General features: G+C 71.7%; 15 protein-coding genes. 9 read left to right on the top strand and 6 right to left on the bottom strand.

The features are described 5' to 3' along the window. Position 1 precedes the first annotated feature (1 nt). The 3 genes from BRM3_RS12930 to BRM3_RS12940 form a co-directional block, all read right to left on the bottom strand. Entirely contained in the window at positions 2-1,387 is a 1,386-nt protein-coding gene (locus tag BRM3_RS12930) for a class II 3-deoxy-7-phosphoheptulonate synthase (protein ID WP_396127044.1), read from the bottom strand. Between the two features lie 88 nt (positions 1,388-1,475). Beyond that, positions 1,476-1,670, bottom strand: coding sequence for a hypothetical protein (locus BRM3_RS12935; RefSeq protein WP_263593712.1), 195 nt, complete (start codon positions 1,668-1,670; stop codon positions 1,476-1,478). Between the two features lie 118 nt (positions 1,671-1,788). Beyond that, positions 1,789-2,493, bottom strand: a complete 705-nt coding sequence (locus tag BRM3_RS12940) for a lysophospholipid acyltransferase family protein (protein WP_263593713.1) — start codon at positions 2,491-2,493, stop codon at positions 1,789-1,791. Between the two features lie 53 nt (positions 2,494-2,546). On the opposite strand from BRM3_RS12940, the gene BRM3_RS12945 reads away from it, so the two are divergent. After that, a complete protein-coding gene (locus BRM3_RS12945; protein ID WP_263593714.1) occupies positions 2,547-3,326 on the top strand; it encodes an alpha/beta hydrolase in 780 nt (259 codons plus the stop codon). 39 nt (positions 3,327-3,365) lie between these two features. Here the strand turns inward: BRM3_RS12945 and BRM3_RS12950 are convergent, their stop codons facing one another. Next, positions 3,366-4,307 carry an ROK family glucokinase gene (locus BRM3_RS12950; protein ID WP_263593715.1) on the bottom strand — a complete coding sequence of 314 codons (942 nt, stop codon included), beginning with the start codon at positions 4,305-4,307 and terminating at the stop codon, positions 3,366-3,368. A gap of 163 nt (positions 4,308-4,470) precedes the next feature. Here BRM3_RS12950 and BRM3_RS12955 point away from each other — a divergent pair, with 163 nt between their 5' ends. From BRM3_RS12955 to BRM3_RS12965, 3 genes are read left to right on the top strand one after another with little or no spacing between them, the layout of a single operon-like run. Beyond that, the gene (locus tag BRM3_RS12955; protein WP_263593716.1) at positions 4,471-6,303 is read left to right on the top strand and encodes an AMP-dependent synthetase/ligase; all 1,833 of its coding nucleotides are present in this window, start codon (positions 4,471-4,473) and stop codon (positions 6,301-6,303) included. Positions 6,304-6,350: 47 nt separating this feature from the next. Next, entirely contained in the window at positions 6,351-8,042 is a 1,692-nt protein-coding gene (locus BRM3_RS12960) for a DEDD exonuclease domain-containing protein (RefSeq protein WP_263593717.1), read from the top strand. Between the two features lie 42 nt (positions 8,043-8,084). Then, positions 8,085-8,360 (top strand): Lrp/AsnC family transcriptional regulator, encoded by a 276-nt coding sequence (locus BRM3_RS12965; RefSeq protein WP_263593718.1) that lies wholly within the window; start codon positions 8,085-8,087, stop codon positions 8,358-8,360. A 67-nt stretch (positions 8,361-8,427) separates the two neighbouring features. On the opposite strand, the gene trpD is transcribed toward BRM3_RS12965, so the two are convergent. Further along, positions 8,428-9,498: an anthranilate phosphoribosyltransferase gene (gene trpD / locus BRM3_RS12970; RefSeq protein ID WP_263593719.1), complete on the bottom strand. Its 1,071-nt coding sequence runs from the start codon at positions 9,496-9,498 to the stop codon at positions 8,428-8,430. A gap of 308 nt (positions 9,499-9,806) precedes the next feature. On the opposite strand from trpD, the gene ctaE reads away from it, so the two are divergent. The 5 genes from ctaE (at position 9,807) to BRM3_RS12995 (ending at position 14,861) form a co-directional block, all read left to right on the top strand. Further along, positions 9,807-10,493, top strand: coding sequence for an aa3-type cytochrome oxidase subunit III (gene ctaE, locus BRM3_RS12975; RefSeq protein WP_263593720.1), 687 nt, complete (start codon positions 9,807-9,809; stop codon positions 10,491-10,493). 88 nt (positions 10,494-10,581) lie between these two features. Further along, the gene (qcrC, locus tag BRM3_RS12980) at positions 10,582-11,382 is read left to right on the top strand and encodes a cytochrome bc1 complex diheme cytochrome c subunit (RefSeq protein ID WP_263593721.1); all 801 of its coding nucleotides are present in this window, start codon (positions 10,582-10,584) and stop codon (positions 11,380-11,382) included. A gap of 14 nt (positions 11,383-11,396) precedes the next feature. Further along, a complete protein-coding gene (qcrA, locus tag BRM3_RS12985) occupies positions 11,397-12,449 on the top strand; it encodes a cytochrome bc1 complex Rieske iron-sulfur subunit (RefSeq protein WP_263593722.1) in 1,053 nt (350 codons plus the stop codon). Between the two features lie 6 nt (positions 12,450-12,455). Further along, positions 12,456-14,120, top strand: coding sequence for a cytochrome bc1 complex cytochrome b subunit (qcrB, locus tag BRM3_RS12990; RefSeq protein WP_263593723.1), 1,665 nt, complete (start codon positions 12,456-12,458; stop codon positions 14,118-14,120). A gap of 183 nt (positions 14,121-14,303) precedes the next feature. Next, positions 14,304-14,861 (top strand): hypothetical protein, encoded by a 558-nt coding sequence (locus BRM3_RS12995; RefSeq protein ID WP_263593724.1) that lies wholly within the window; start codon positions 14,304-14,306, stop codon positions 14,859-14,861. A gap of 187 nt (positions 14,862-15,048) precedes the next feature. Here the strand turns inward: BRM3_RS12995 and BRM3_RS13000 are convergent, their stop codons facing one another. Continuing rightward, positions 15,049-15,294 carry a hypothetical protein gene (locus BRM3_RS13000; protein ID WP_263593725.1) on the bottom strand — a complete coding sequence of 82 codons (246 nt, stop codon included), beginning with the start codon at positions 15,292-15,294 and terminating at the stop codon, positions 15,049-15,051. Positions 15,295-15,443 lie beyond the last annotated feature (149 nt).

Here is a 15,443-nt window from a genome sequence, read left to right on the forward strand (position 1 = left end):
GTCAGCGCTGGGACAGCATCTCCGCGACCAGGAACGCGAGCTCGAGCGACTGCTGGTGGTTCAGGCGCGGGTCCACGAGCGTCTCGTAGCGCCGCTCGAGCCCGACCTCGTCGATCGAGCCGGTCCCGCCGAGCACCTCGGTCACGTCGTCGCCCGTGAGCTCCATGTGCAGACCGGCCGGGATGGTGCCCAGCTCCTGATGGATCTCGAAGAAGGCCGTGACCTCGTCGAGGATGTCCTCGAAGCGCCGCGTCTTGTAGCCGTTGGACGACGTGATCGTGTTGCCGTGCATGGGGTCGGTCACCCACGCGACCTTCGCCCCGGCGTCGCGCACGCCCTCGACGAGGGCGGGCAGGCGGTCCCGGATCTTGTCGGCGCCCATCCGGGTGATGAACGTCAGGCGCCCGGGGCGGCGCTCCGGGTCGAGGCGGTCGATGAGCCGCAGGGCGTCGTCGACGGACGTGCCGGGGCCCAGCTTGACGCCGATCGGGTTGTTGACCCGCGCCATGAAGTTCACGTGCGCGCCGTCGAGCTGACGGGTGCGCTCGCCGATCCACAGGAAGTGGCCCGAGCAGTCGTAGATCTGCCCCGTGCGGGAGTCGATCCGGGACAGCGCCTCCTCGTAGTCCAGCAGCAAAGCCTCGTGCGCGGCGTAGAACTCCACCGAGCGCAGGGCGTCGAAGTCGTAGCCGCACGCGGCCATGAAGCGCACCGCCCGGTCGATGTCGCGCGCGAGCGACTCGAAGCGGTCGAAGCCGGGCCCCGAGATGAAGCCCTGGTTCCAGGCGTGCACCTCGCGCAGGTCCGCGAAGCCGCCGGTCGTGAACGCGCGCAGCAGGTTGAGGGTCGATGCGCTCGTCGTGTACATCCTCCACAGACGGTGGGGGTCGGGCGTGCGCGAGGCCTCGGTGAACTCGTAGCCGTTGACGGCGTCGCCGCGGTACGAGGGCAGCGTCACGCCGTCCCGAGTCTCCGTGTCGCCCGATCGGGGCTTGGCGAACTGTCCCGCCATGCGCCCCATCTTCACGACGGGCATCGACGCGCCGTAGGTGAGCACGGCCGACATCTGCAGGATGGTGCGGATCTTGTTGCGGATCCGGTCGGCCGTGGACTCCGCGAAGGTCTCGGCGCAGTCCCCGCCCATGAGCACGAACGCCTCGCCGCGTGCCGCCGCGGCCACGCGCGCGCTCAGCTGGTCGGCCTCGCCCGCGAACACGAGCGGCGGTGCGGTGCGGAGCTGGGCGGCGACGGCCGCGCGCTCGGACTCGTCGGGCCAGGAGGGCTGCTGCACGCGCGGGGAGTCACGCCACGTGGCGAGGGCATCGAGCTCCGCGCTCGAGGCGGAGAGGGAGAAGTCGTGCTCGTGGGCGACGTGGTCGTGGTGCAGGGGATTCACGTCCCACAGGGTACGCAATGAGGAGGGCCCGCCGGCGCACGGCCCGCGCCCCGGGACATGGCCCGGACAACAGCACCTCTCACCGATCCGCTTCGAGCGCAGCGAGGCGCAGCTCGAACGAGCTGAGGAGCCCGACCAGGTCGACGACGAGCGTCTCGGTCGTCACGCCCATCCCTCCCTCAGCGAGCAGACGGTCACGTTCCCTCAGGGTCTCCACGAACGCCCGCACCTCGGGCGTCCGCTCCCCCATGACGTCGCCGATCGACTCGAGCACAACAGAGAGCGTTCCCCGAGACGATGATTGAGCCACGAGATAACCCCCTCTGCGAATACCAAGGACCAAACGCCAGTCAAGCGATGATCACCAGCCAGGTCAAGGGCACCGTCTCCGCTCAGCGCGGACGCGTCTGCGCGGCGAGGCGCCGCTTGGCCTCGGACGCGTACTCGTCGACGTACTCCTGGCCGGACAGCTCCCGGATCGCCGCCATCACGGCGTCGGTGACCACGCGCAGGCGGGGCCCCTCGAGCTCGGCGCCCGAGGCGTCCGCGAGAGCGCGCGCGTCCAGCGGCGTGCCGACGACGGTGCGGATGCGCGGGTGGCGGTGCGGCAGGAAGCGGCGTCCCTGCTGCGCCTCGAACGCGCCGATCATGGCGATCGGCACGATGGGGCACCCGGACTCGAGCGCCATGCGCGCCGCGCCCGTCTTGCCGCGGTAGAGCCGGCCGTCGGGGCTGCGGGTGCCCTCGGGGTAGATGCCGAGCACGCGCCCCTCGGCGAGCAGCGCCAGGCCGGTCGTGAGCGCGGCCCGGGAGGCGGAGCCGCCGTTGCGGTTGATGGGCATCACGCCGATGCTGCGCAGGAACAGGCCGAGCACGCGGTTGGCGAGGCTGCCGCCCGCGTAGTAGTCGGCCTTAGCCAGGAAATGCACCGTGCGACGCACCTGGGCGGGCATGAAGTAGGTGTCGGCCACCGAGAGATGGTTGCTCGCGAGGATCACGCCGCCGCGGTCGGGGATGTTCTCGGCGCCCTCGATGCGCGGGCGCCAGATCAGGCGCAGCAGCAGGACGACGACCGGCTTGAAGACGTTGTAGAGCATGCGGCAGGGCCCCTCTCGCGGCCCCGAGGGCCCGTGGATGCGACGATGTGGCGATGGTGAAGGACAACGGATTCAGCGAGCGCGCCCGCGCCTGGCACGGGTCGGCACACTCTACCGTGGCGCCGCGCGGCGGCCTTCTGCTGTGCCACGGCTTCACGAGCACGCCGCAGTCGCTGCGGGACTGGGGCGAGGACCACGCGGCACGCGGCTGGGAGGTGAGCCTCCCGCTGCTCCCGGGGCACGGCGCCTCGTGGCGCGAGCTCGCCCGCACGCCATGGCAGGAGTGGGCAGGGGCCGTGCGCGAGGCCGCGCACGGGCTCGCGGCGCGCCACGGCTCGATCGCGGTCGGGGGCCTGTCGATGGGCGGCGCGCTCGCGCTCGCCCTCGCCGAGGACCCCCGGACCGCTCCCCTCGTCGACTCCCTCGTGCTCGTCAATCCCGCCGTCGCGCTCCCCCGCGCCCAGGCGATCGCGCTGCCGGTGCTGCAGCACCTCGTCCCCTCGATCGCGCCGATCGCCTCGGACACCGCCAACGGCGCCGCCGAGGAGGCCTATGACCGCACGCCGGTGCGGGCGGTCGAGCAGATGCGGCGTCTCCAGCGCCGGGTGCGGCGCGGCCTCGCGGAGGTCCGCTGTCCCGTCCTGCTCGCGACCTCCGTCGAGGACCACGTGGTCGATCCCCGCTGCAGCGACCTCGTCGCACGCACCGTCTCGGGCGCCGTCGAGCGTCTCGCCCTCACCCGCAGCCATCACGTCGCGACCCTCGACCACGACGCCCCGCTGCTGTTCGCGCGCTCGGCGGCCTTCCTCGACGCCGTCGCCGCGCACGCCTGAGCGAGACGCCCGGGGTCGCATCGGCCCCGGGCCCGGTGCTCAGCGGTGGCGCGCGAGGTCGGCGGCGCCGATCATGCCGGCCTCGTTGCCCATGCTGGCCTGCGCGAAGGGCGCCACCGTGCGGTGGGTACGGGCCGTGAGGGTGCGGGCGTAGCCGGCGCGCGCCGGATCGAGCAGCAGGTCGCCGGCCGCGGAGACGCCACCGCCGATCACGATGATCTCCGGGTCCAGGAGGGCGGAGATGCTCGCAGCGCCGCGGCCCAGCCAGTCGCCGATCTCCGTCAGATGCCGCTGGGCGCCCGGGTCGCCCTCGCGCGCCATGCGTGTGATGAGGGGGCCGTCGATGCCGTTCGCGTCCCCGCCCGCGGCGGCCAGCAGCGGCTCGAGCAGGGGGTCGCCCGTCGCGGCGGCCGCCCTCGCGCTGCGGACCATCGCCGTGCCGGACGTGTACTGCTCGAGGCAGCCGCGGTTGCCGCAGCCGCACCACTGCCCGTCGGGCACCGCCGTCATGTGCGCGATCTCCCCGGCGAAGCCGCCGGCGCCGCGCACCAGCTGCCCGTCGAGCACGATCGCCCCGCCGAGCCCCGTGCCGACCGTCATCATGAGCATCGTGTCGGCCTCGGCGGCGGGACCGAAGCGGAACTCCGCCCAGCCCGCGGCGTTGGCGTCGTTCTCGACCACGACGGGCAGGCCCACGAGCGCCTCGACATGGTCGGCGAGCGCGCGGTCGCGCCACGCGAGGTTCGCGGCGAACACGACCGTGCGGCGGTCCGCGTCGACGAAGCCCGCGGCGCCGATCCCGATCGCCACGACCGGGTGCTGCTCGCGCAGCTCGCGCACGGCGTCGGCCACGGCCTGCTCGAGCAGCTCCGGATCCTGGGCGGGGGTGCGGCGCTTCGCACCCGCGATGATCCTGCCGTTCTCGTCCACCACCCCGGCCGCGATCTTGGTGCCGCCGATGTCCACTCCGATGGAGAGCATGGATGTCGTCCCGTCCTGTTCCGTCGAGCCTCACGCGCGCCGGTGCGCGCCCGGAGACCATGCTAGGGCTCGCGCCCCCGTAGACTGACCTGCATCGCCGCGGGATCCCCTGGCCGCCTCACGGCCCGTCCGCGCGCCCTCCGACCAGATCGAAGGAGATCTCGTGAAGCAGTTCAGCACCGCGGCCATCGCCTCCGCCCAGGACGACGAGAACGCGACCAGCCTTCTGGTGACCGACCGACTCGGCCGGTTCCCCGACATCCCGCTGTTCGAGCGCGCGACCGCGCCCGACACGTGGCAGCCCGTGGGCGTCGCGGAGTTCCTCGACGAGGTCCGCGAGGTCGCCAAGGGCCTCATCGCCTCGGGCGTGCGCAGCGGCGACGTCGTCGCGATCATGTCGCGCACCCGCTACGAGTGGACCCTCATGGACTGGGCGATCTGGTTCGCCGGCGGCGTCTCCGTCCCGATCTACGAGACCTCGTCCCCGTCCCAGATCCAGTGGATCGCCGGCAACTCCGAGGCGCGCTTCGCGCTCGTCGAGAGCGTGCGCCATGCCGAGGACGTCTCCTCCGTGCGCGACCAGCTCCCCGCCCTCGAGCGGATCTGGTGCCTCGAGCAGGGCGACCTCGACGCGCTCAAGGCAGCGGGGCGCGAGATCGACGACGAGCAGCTCGAGGCGGCCCGCACGTCACGCCGGGCCCAGGACGTCGCGACCATCATCTACACCTCCGGGACCACCGGCCGCCCCAAGGGCGCCGAGCTGACCCACGCCAACTTCGTCGAGACCTCGCGCAACGCGCTCGACCTGCTCGGCCAGATGGTGGTGCCGCCCGGGACCCGCATGCTCATGTTCCTGCCGATGGCGCACGTGTTCGCGCGCCTGCTCGTCGTGCTCGCCGCGAGCTGGGGCGTGACCACGGCCTTCACCCCGGACACGAAGAACCTGGTGGGCGATCTGCAGTCCTTCCACCCGTCGTTCCTGCTGGCCGTGCCGCGCGTGTTCGAGAAGGTCTACAACGCCGCCGAGCAGAAGGCCACGGCCGACGGCAAGGGCAGGATCTTCGCGGCCGCGGCGGACACCGCGATCACCTACTCCGAGGCCCTCGACGAGCCCCGCATCCCTCTCGCGCTGCGGGCCAGGCACGCGCTGTTCGACCGGCTCGTCTACTCCAAGCTGCGCGAGACCATGGGCGGCCGGGTCTCGTGGGCGGTCTCCGGGGGCGCCCCCCTCGGCGCTCGTCTCGCCCACTTCTTCCGCGGCATCGGCGTGACGATCCTCGAGGGCTACGGCCTCACCGAGACGACGGCCCCGGTGTGCGTGAACCTGCCCTGGAACGTCAAGGTCGGCACGGTCGGGCCGCCGCTGCCGGGCGGCACCGTCGCGATCGACGACAACGGCGAGATCCTCGTCAAGGGCGTCATGGTGTTCCGCGGCTACCACGGCAACCCCGAGGCGACCGCCGAGGCCCTGCGCGACGGCTGGTTCCGCACGGGCGACGTGGGCAGCATCGACGAGGACGGCAACCTCTCGATCACCGGCCGCTCCAAGGAGCTGATCGTCACCGCGGGCGGCAAGAACGTCTCGCCCGCGCAGCTCGAGGACCAGATCCGGGCGCATCCGCTCGTGGGCCAGTGCGTCGTGGTGGGCGACCAGAAGCCGTTCGTCGCCGCGATCGTCACGCTCGACGCGGAGATGCTGCCGGCATGGCTGAAGAACAACGGGCGCCCCGCGATGAGCGTCGCGGAGGCCGCGCAGGACGAGACGGTGCGCGCGGCGATCCAGACGGCGATCGACGCGGCGAACTCGTCGGTCTCGCGCGCCGAGTCGATCCGCACGTTCGAGATCATCGACACGGACTTCACCGAGGAGAACGGCTACCTCACGCCGTCGCTCAAGCTCAAGCGCAACGTGGTGGTCAAGGACTTCTCCGACGTGATCGACCGCATCTACTCCGGCTCGAAGCCGCCCGAGGCCTCGGGCGGATCGGGCTCCTGAGGTCTCCGGCGCGCCCGTTCGTCAGGGGCGCGTCGTAGCCTGCGCCCATGTCCGCCGTCGTCCCCCGCGCCCGTCACCGTCAGCTGAGCCTGGACGATCTGGGCACCCCGCTCATCGAGGCGGAGATGGTCGTCGTCGACCTCGAGACGACGGGCACGGACCCCGCGGCGGACGCGATCACCGAGATCGGCGCGGTCAAGGTCCGCGGCGGCGAGATCCTGGGCGAGTTCCGCACCTTCGTGGACCCGCGCCGCCCGATCCCCGCCTACATCGCGTCGCTCACGGGCATCACCGACGCGACGGTCGCGGGAGCACCGGACATCGCGGCCGTGCTGCCGATGTTCCTCGAGTTCTCGCGCGGGGCGGCGCTCGTGGCCCACAACGCCCGGTTCGACATCGCCTTCCTGCGCTCCTCGGCCGCGCGCATCGACGTCGAATGGCCCTCCCCGACCGTGCTCGACACCCTGCGCCTGGCCCGCCTCGCCTTCGGGCGCGACGAGGTGCGCGACCACAAGCTCGGCACGCTCGCCCAGCACGTGGGGGCCGAGACCACGCCCGATCACCGGGCGCTGTCGGACGCACGCGCGACCGTCGACGTCCTCCACGCGATCATCGCGCGCCTGGGCCCTCGCGGCATGACGACCCTCGAGGACCTCGCCGGGGCCCACCGCCGGGCGAGCCCGGCCCAGCAGCGCCAGCGCCACCTCGCCGAGACCGTGCCGGCGGCACCGGGCGTCTACCAGTTCGTCGACGAGCACGGCGCCGTGCTGTACGTCGGGACCAGCCGGAATCTGCGCACCCGCGTGCGCACCTACTTCACCGCCGCCGAGACCCGGCGCCGCGTGCTCGACATGCTCCCTAGGGCCCGGGAGATCCGGACCATCGTGTGCACCACGGCCACGGAGGCCGCCGTCCGGGAGCTGCGCATCATCGCCGAGAAGCAGCCGCCGTCCAACCGGCACTCCCTGCGCCCCGAGAAGGCGACGTGGCTGCGGCTCGGCCCGGGCCACGAGGGACTGCGCGGCGCCCGCCTCGCCCGCACGGAGGACGACGGATCGGCCCAGATCGGTCCGCTGCGCTCACGGCACGACGTCGACGCCCTGCGCGGCCTCCTGACCGACGCGATCCTGGGGCGCTCGGCCGCCCTCGAGGCGCGCGGCCCCGTCCGCACCGACGCCGCCCATCACGCCCGACTGCGCCGTGCGATGCTCGAGGACCCGTGCGAGGTCCTCGACCACGGCGTCGAGAGGATGCGGCGCCTGGCCGCCGCGGGCCGCTACGAGGACGCCGCGCAGCTCCGCTCCCTCGTCGAGACGTTCCTGGCCGCCGCCCGGCGGGCCTCACGGCTGCGCGCGCTCTCCCGCTGCCCCCTGCTCGTGGCCGCCCGCCCGGTCCCGGCGCCCGCGCCGCGACGGCCCGGCTGGGAGCTGCTCGCCGTGCGCGGCGGCCGCTTCGCAGGCTCCGCCCTGGTCCCGGCCGACGGGGACCCGGTGGCGTCGGCGCGCGTGCTCGCCGCGACGAGCATCGGGGAGGCGGCGCTCATGGCCCCGCTGTGCCAGGGCTATCACCAGGAGGCCGAGATCCTGCTGGGCTGGCTCGCCGGGGAGGGTGTGCGGATCGTGCTGAGCGAGGGCGTCTGGTCCCAGGGCGTGCGCGCGCGGTTCGACGAGGCGGCGCTCCAGGAGCACTGGGCCCGCGCGGCCCAAGACGGCGAGGACGGGGCCCGCGCGGAGCGCTAGGGTGGCCGCATCCCAGCGCCCGCCGTTCCCAGGAGATGCCCCGTGATCACCGCCATCGTCTCGATCCTCGTCGACAGCAGCCGGATCCCCGAGGTCGCCCAGCAGATCGCCGACGTCGACGGGGTCCAGCGGGTCTACTCCGTGACCGGCGACGTGGACCTGATCGCGGTCGTCGCGGTGCGCCGCCACGAGGATCTCGCCGCGATCATCGCCGATCACATCGGCAAGGTGGACGGCGTGCTCGACACCACCACGAACATCGCCTTCGCCGAGTACTCCTCGCAGGACCTCGCCGAGGGGTTCTCCCTCGGCGAGTGAGCCTCGGCGAGGAAGGACGCCGGGCGCTGTGCGCGCCCCCGTCGCCCCCCCCCGCGCAGGGCCGTGCTCAGGCCTGGGCCGAGGCCTCGGCCCAGGCGGCCAGCACCCGGCGGGGCTCGCCCGCCTCGAGCGCCTCGCTCGCCCGCGCGAACGCCCCGGTGAAGCGCTCGTCGAACGAGCCGGAGACCGTCTCCCCCGCACGGGCGGCCTCCGCGGTCCGCGCGGCGAGGATGCCCGCGGCCGCGTTGAGGGCGACCGCATCCCGCACGGGCCCGGTCGCTCCCGCGAAGAGATCGCGTGCCACCTGGGCGTTCTCCTCGGCGGTGCCCCCGCGGAGCGCATCCAGCGGGCTGCGCGGCAGACCCAGCAGCGCGGCGGGGTCGAGCACATGGCGTCGCACCTGCCCGTCGCGCACCTCCCACACGTCCGTGGGCGCCGCCACCGTGATCTCGTCGAGCCCGTCCTGGCCCCGGAACACGAGCGCCGAGGTGCCGCGCCGGGCGAAGACGTCGGCGACGGTCGGCGCCATCGTCGCATCGGCCACCCCGACCGCCGAGGCAGCCGGATGGCCCGGATTGGTGATGGGCCCGAGCACGTTGAACACCGACGGGATGCCGATCCCCTTGCGCGCCTCGACGGCGTAGCGCATCGAGGGATGGAAGACCTGGGCGAAGCAGAACGTGATCCCGACCCGATGGGCCATCGCCTCGACCGCCTGCGGCGGCAGGTCCAGGCGGATCCCGAGGGACTCCAGCACGTCCGCCGAGCCCGACTTCGACGTCGCCGCCCGGTTGCCGTGCTTGACCACGGTGTGGCCGGCGCCCGCGATCACGAGGGCCGCCATCGTGGAGATGTTGACCGTCTGCGCGAGGTCGCCGCCGGTGCCCACGATGTCGACGGAGCCCTCCGGGGCCTCGAGCGGGACCGCGTGGGCCACCATCGCGTCGGCCAGCGCCGCGAGCTCGTGCCCGCGCACGCCCTTGCCGGCAAGGGCGACCAGGAACGAGGCGAGCTGGAGGGGTGAGGACTGTCCGTCCATCACCTCGTTCATCGCCCACGCGGCCTGCTCGGCGCTGAGATCCTCGTGCCGCACGAGCTGGGCGACGAGCAGGGGCCAGGTGACGGTCGCATCGGTCATGTCGGCATCATCTCAACAATGGGGCGCGAACGGGCCGTGCGTCCGCGGCGCGCCCGCCCTCGGCCCGTCCCGCTCACCGCCGTGTCCTCGCCGCCGGGGCGTCCGTGCCGCGGGATCGCAGGGCCCCGCCCTCTCGAGGCGGCCCCGCAGGGCGAAGGTGTCAGAAAAATCCGTGCTCCTCGCGGACGCGTGTCCGGGTTCAAGCCCCCTGGCCCGAACCGATATGCTGGCCAGGCCCCGGGGTTCGTCCCCCTCCGGTGCTCCCGAGTGTCGTGTCCCGCGAGCGCCGAATCTGACGACACGACATAATGAGTGACGTGACTACAGCGACCCTCCCTCCGCGTGCGGCCCACGCCCCCACCATCGGCCGCCCCAACGCGACGCAGATCGGCACGATCGTGTGGCTCGCGAGCGAGCTGATGTTCTTCGCCGGCCTGTTCGCGATGTACTTCACCCTGCACTCGATGGTCCCCGAGGTCTTCTACGAGGGTCACGAGCACTTCAAGCTCGGGTACGCGATGACCAACACCGCGATCCTGGTCGCGAGCTCCTTCACGTGCCAGTTCGGCGTCTTCGCCGCCGAGGAGGGCCGCCGCTCGCGCACCGGCTCGCTCCTCAACCTCCGACGCTGGGGGCTCGTGGAGTGGTACACGCTCACCTTCGTGATGGGCGCGATCTTCGTCTCCGGGCAGGCGCTCGAGTACACCGAGCTCGTCGAGAACGGCGTGACGCTCTCCTCCACGCCCTTCGGCTCGATCTTCTACCTGGCCACCGGCTTCCACGGCCTGCACGTGATCGGCGGCCTCATCGCCTTCCTGTTCGTCCTGGCCCGGTCGTTCACCGCCACCAACTTCGGCCACCACGAGGCGGTCAGCGCGATCTGCGTCTCGTACTACTGGCACTTCGTCGACGTCGTCTGGGTCGGCCTGTTCTTCGTCGTCTACCTCATGGATCCCGTCTTCAACGGCATCGGTTTCAACTGGTCGTTCTTCTGACGGGGCCGCGCGGTCCTCGCCGACCGCGCCCCGCCGGCTTCGACATCCCCATCGCCCCGCCCCTCCTCCACGAATCGAGGTCCGACCCGTGAAGGCTCTCAGCCAGCACCGTCACCACCCGATGGCGTATCTCGTGATCCTGCTGCTCGCGCTCGTCGCGACCGGCGGGCTCTTCGTCGCCTTCCAGCCCCGCGCCGCCCAGGCCGAGGGCGCGTCGCAGGAGGACATCGACGCCGGGCGCGACCTCTTCGTCGCCAACTGCGCCACGTGCCACGGCATGGGCGGCGAGGGCCGCACCGATGCCGACGGCAACGCCCTGGGCCCGTCGCTCATCGGCGTCGGCGCCGCCTCCGTCGACTTCCAGGTCGGCACCGGGCGCATGCCGATGGAGAACGCGGGCCCCCAGGCCCGTCGCAAGCCCGCCCAGTTCGACGACGAGCAGATCTCGCAGCTCGCCGCGTACGTCGCCTCCCTCGGCCCCGGCCCGTCCGTCCCCACCTCCGAGGACGTCGACCCCGCGCTCGGCGACCAGGCCGAAGGCGGCGAGATCTTCCGCGTCAACTGCGCGATGTGCCACAACGCGGCGGGCGCCGGCGGCGCCCTGACGCGCGGCAAGTTCGCGCCGCCGCTCACGGGCGTCGAGCCCAAGCACATCTACGAGGCGATGGAGACCGGCCCCCAGAACATGCCGGTGTTCAACGACGACAACATCTCCGCCGAGGAGAAGCGCGACGTCATCGCCTACCTCACCGCTCTCGACGAGAACGGTTCGCCCGGCGGTCTGTCCCTGGGCTCGCTCGGTCCGGTGACCGAGGGCCTGTACGCGTGGACGATCGGTCTCGCGCTCCTGCTGGGCTGCGCCGTGTGGCTGGGGGCGAAGGCCAAGTGAGCTCGAGGAATCAGATGACCAAGCAGGACACCGAGCGGGACCCCGCGGTCACCGCCCTCATGCCGCCCGCGGGCGGGGGCTTCCCCAACCCGGGCCTGCCCCCGCACGAGCTGCGCCAGGCCGACGTGGACCCCCGGTCCGAGCGCCGCGCCGAGCGCATCGTGGCCGCCCTGTTCGTCGTGTCCATCCTGGGCACGGTGCTGTTCGTGGCCTCGTACTTCCTCTTCACCCCGATGGGGACGAACCTCCTGGCCGAGCCCGGCACGTTGCACGCCGTGAAGTGGAACAACTTCTTCACCGGCCTCGGCCTCGCGATCGCCGTGTTCTTCATCGGCGCCGCGGCCGTGCACTGGGCCAAGACCCTCATGCCCGATCACGAGATGGTCGAGGAGCGCCACCACCTGGGCGGCGACCCCGCGTCGCAGAAGCAGGCAGCCGCCATCATCACCGGCGGCCTGGACGAGTCCGGGATCGGCCGTCGGCCCCTGATCGTCACCGCCATGGTGGGCGCCCTGGCCGTGCTCCCGATCGCGGTGCTCGCCCCGCTGAGCACGCTGGGCCCGCTGCCCGGCAACAAGCTGCACCACACCTTCTGGAAGGCCGGTCTGCGCCTCACGCGCGACCACGACGGCACGCCCATCAAGGCCTCCGAGGTCGCGATGAACTCGATCTTCCACATCATGCCGGAGGGCCTGACGGAGGAGACCGAGGACTTCCTCGAGGAGCGCGCCAAGGCCGCGGCCGTGATCGTGCGCATCGACCCGGAGATCGGCCAGAACGAGGAGAGCCTCGCCAACGGCTACCAGGGCATCCTCGCGTTCTCGAAGATCTGCACCCACGTCGGCTGCCCGGTGGCCCTGTACGAGCAGCAGACGCACCACATGCTGTGCCCGTGCCACCAGTCGACCTTCGACGTGACCGACGGCGCCAAGGTCATCTTCGGCCCCGCCCACCGCCCGCTCCCTCAGCTGCCGATCGAGGTCGACGCCGAGGGCTACCTGGTCGCCAAGGGCGATTTCCCCGAGCCGATCGGTCCCAGCTTCTGGGACATCCACAAGGAGAAGTGATCCTTCGTGACGAGCACTGACACCGCATCTCCCCAGACCGGCCAGAAGCAGGGCCGCCTCGTGAAGCTCGGCGCCGTCGGCGGCGGGTGGATCGACGAGCGCGTCGGCGGCGCGGGCCTCGTGAAGTTCTTCGCCCGCAAGATCTTCCCCGACCACTGGTCGTTCATGTTCGGAGAGGTCGCCCTCTACAGCTTCATCATCCTGCTGATCTCGGGCACCTTCCTGACGATGTTCTTCGTCCCCTCGATGGACGAGGTCGTCTACGACGGCGTGTACCAGCCCATGCAGGGCCTGCACATGTCCAAGGCCTTCGAGTCGACCCTGCATATCTCCTTCGAGCTCAAGGGCGGACTGTTCTTCCGCCAGCTGCACCACTGGGCCGCGCTGTTCTTCATGGTCGCGATCTTCGTGCACATGTTCCGCGTGTTCTTCACGGGCGCCTTCCGCAAGCCCCGCGAGCTCAACTGGGTCGTGGGCTTCACGCTCATGATCCTGGGCATGGTCGCCGGCTTCTCGGGCTACTCCCTCCCCGACGACGTGCTCTCCGGCAACGGCCTGCGCATCGCCGAGGGCCTCATGCTCGCGATGCCGCTCGTCGGCCCCTACCTCTCGTTCTTCCTCTTCGGCGGCGAGTTCCCGGGCCACGACATCATCCCGCGCCTGTTCACGATCCACATCCTGCTGATCCCGGCGGCCATCCTCGGCCTCATCGCGATCCACATGGTGATGCTCGTGGCGCACAAGCACACGCACTACCCCGGGCCCGGCCGCACCGACAACAACGTGGTCGGCTACCCGCTGTTCCCGGTGTACACGGCCAAGGCCGGCGGCTTCTTCTTCCTGGTGTTCGGCATCATCGCGCTCGTGTCGGCGACGACGGCCATCAACCCGGTGTGGGTCTACGGCCCCTACGACCCCTCCCCCGTGTCGGCCGGCTCGCAGCCGGACTGGTACATGCTGTTCACCGACGGCGGCCTGCGCCTCATGCCGGGCTGGGAGTTCACGATCTTCGGGTACACGATCTCCTTGAACATGCTGGTCCCGCTCGGGTTCTACGGCCTGTTCCTCGCGTTCCTGGCCCTGTACCCCTGGATCGAGGCCTGGGTCACCGGGGACAAGCGCGAGCACCACGTGCTGGACTTCCCGTACCAGGCGCCCGTGCGCACCGGTCTCGGCGTCGCCTGGATCTCGATCTACCTGATCCTGTGCCTGGGCGCGACCAACGACCTCCTGGCCGTCGCGCTGCAGCTGTCGATCAACGACCTCACCTGGGCCTACCGCATCGGCTTCTTCGTGGTGCCGGTGATCGCGTTCTACGTGACCAAGCGGCTGTGCCTGTCGCTCCAGCGCCACAAGCGCGAGCTCGCGCTGCACGGCAAGGAGACCTCGAAGGTGGTCCGCATGGAGAACGGGCAGATCCTCGAGATCCACGAGCCCCTCTCGGACTACGAGCGCTGGGTCATGGTCTCGCCGGACCAGTACCGCCCGCTCAAGGCCGGCAAGGGCGTCTCGGGGCTGCGTGCCCGCGCCACGTCGTTCTTCTTCAAGGACTACATCGAGCCGGTCTCCCCCGCGGAGCTGCGCGCCGCCCTCGACCACGGGTCGCACGAGCAGCACCGCATCGACCACCTCATCTCGGCCACGAGCGGCAGCGACCACGAAGTGAACTGACCGCATGCGTCGCGCGGCCGAGCCGCACACGAGCAGAGAGGGCCCCGGGAGCGATCCCGGGGCCCTCTCTCGTCGTCGGGGCGTCTGTCCGGCGTGTGAGAGGCCTCGGAGGCCGTACGCGAGGTGACGCGGCGCGTCCCCGGCCGTCTCACCGCTCGGCCCTGCAGGCGCGAGGATGGTGCGATGGACCCTCGACGCTACGTCTTCCACCTCCGCACCCCGGCGACCGCCGGAGTGCCCGAGCTGCTTCCACTCGCCGCGCTCCGGCACAGAGATCCGGAGGCGTACGAGCGAGGCATGGCCGGGTACGAGGGCACGCCCGCACGCCGGCGCCTGCGCGACACCTGGATCCCCGGGCTCGAAGCCCGCTGGACGGAGGTCGTGTTGCTGTCCCCCATCCGGCCCCAGGCCCTCTGGAGGACCTGGCGGGAGGTCACGGGCACGGAGCTGCCCTCCCAGGAGTTCTGGGCGATCCCCGTCGAGGACATCGGCCCGGCGGTCGTGCTCGACCGTCGGGAGAGCCGCACGGGCGAGGCGCTCCTGCCGCAGGAGGTCGAGGCCCTCGACGTCGAGCGCTATCGATCCGCGCCGGAGACCACGGCGCGCAACCGCGACTGGCTGGCTCAGCTGGCGCGTGAGGGCCGCCGTGGGGCGTGGTTCCAGGGAACTCCCCACGTGCTGACGCGCGGGCCCGTGCCGCTCGCGCGAGCCGAGGTCACCGACTGGCGCGGCGATGCATGAGATCGATCGGGCAGACTGCATTAATACACTCTTTCCCCGCTGTATATGAGTCTACGACCGCGAGGTGCTGTCACTCGGCAAGTGCCGCCCCGTGAACGCCTCGAGGCGCGCCGAGCCCGAGGAGGTTCCTCGGACCGCGCCCCCCTGGTGTCATCCCGTCAGCGGGCGGCGGGCGGCCGTGTGGCCGTCAGCGCTTGCCTGCGGCGAGATCCACGAGGTAGCGACCGGCGATCAGGCTGATGCGTCGATCGGCCGAGCGCAGCGCCTTGATGGCCCGCACGGGCTGGTCGTGCGGGTCGATGTCGGCGTCCTGGAGGATCGAGATCGCCCAGGCCGCACCTCGCTCGAGGGACGCGTCGTCGGCGAAGATGCCGCGCACCTGCATGTCGGCCTCGTCGGTCGCGCTGCGTCGGTTGAAGTACCCCAGGGGCATGCCATCCTCCTCGATGTCACGGCTCGTGCGTCGGGGTTCGCGAGCTCCTGCTCGCGTCCGTCTGCTGAGGTCGACGCTACCAGGAGCGCGGGGCGCCGCGACGGGACGTCACGGGGCATCACCACGCCGCGGACGGCGGCAGGGACCAG

It is taken from the genome of Brachybacterium huguangmaarense (genome assembly GCF_025725725.1).
GTDB classification, from domain to species: Bacteria; Actinomycetota; Actinomycetes; order Actinomycetales; family Dermabacteraceae; genus Brachybacterium; species Brachybacterium huguangmaarense.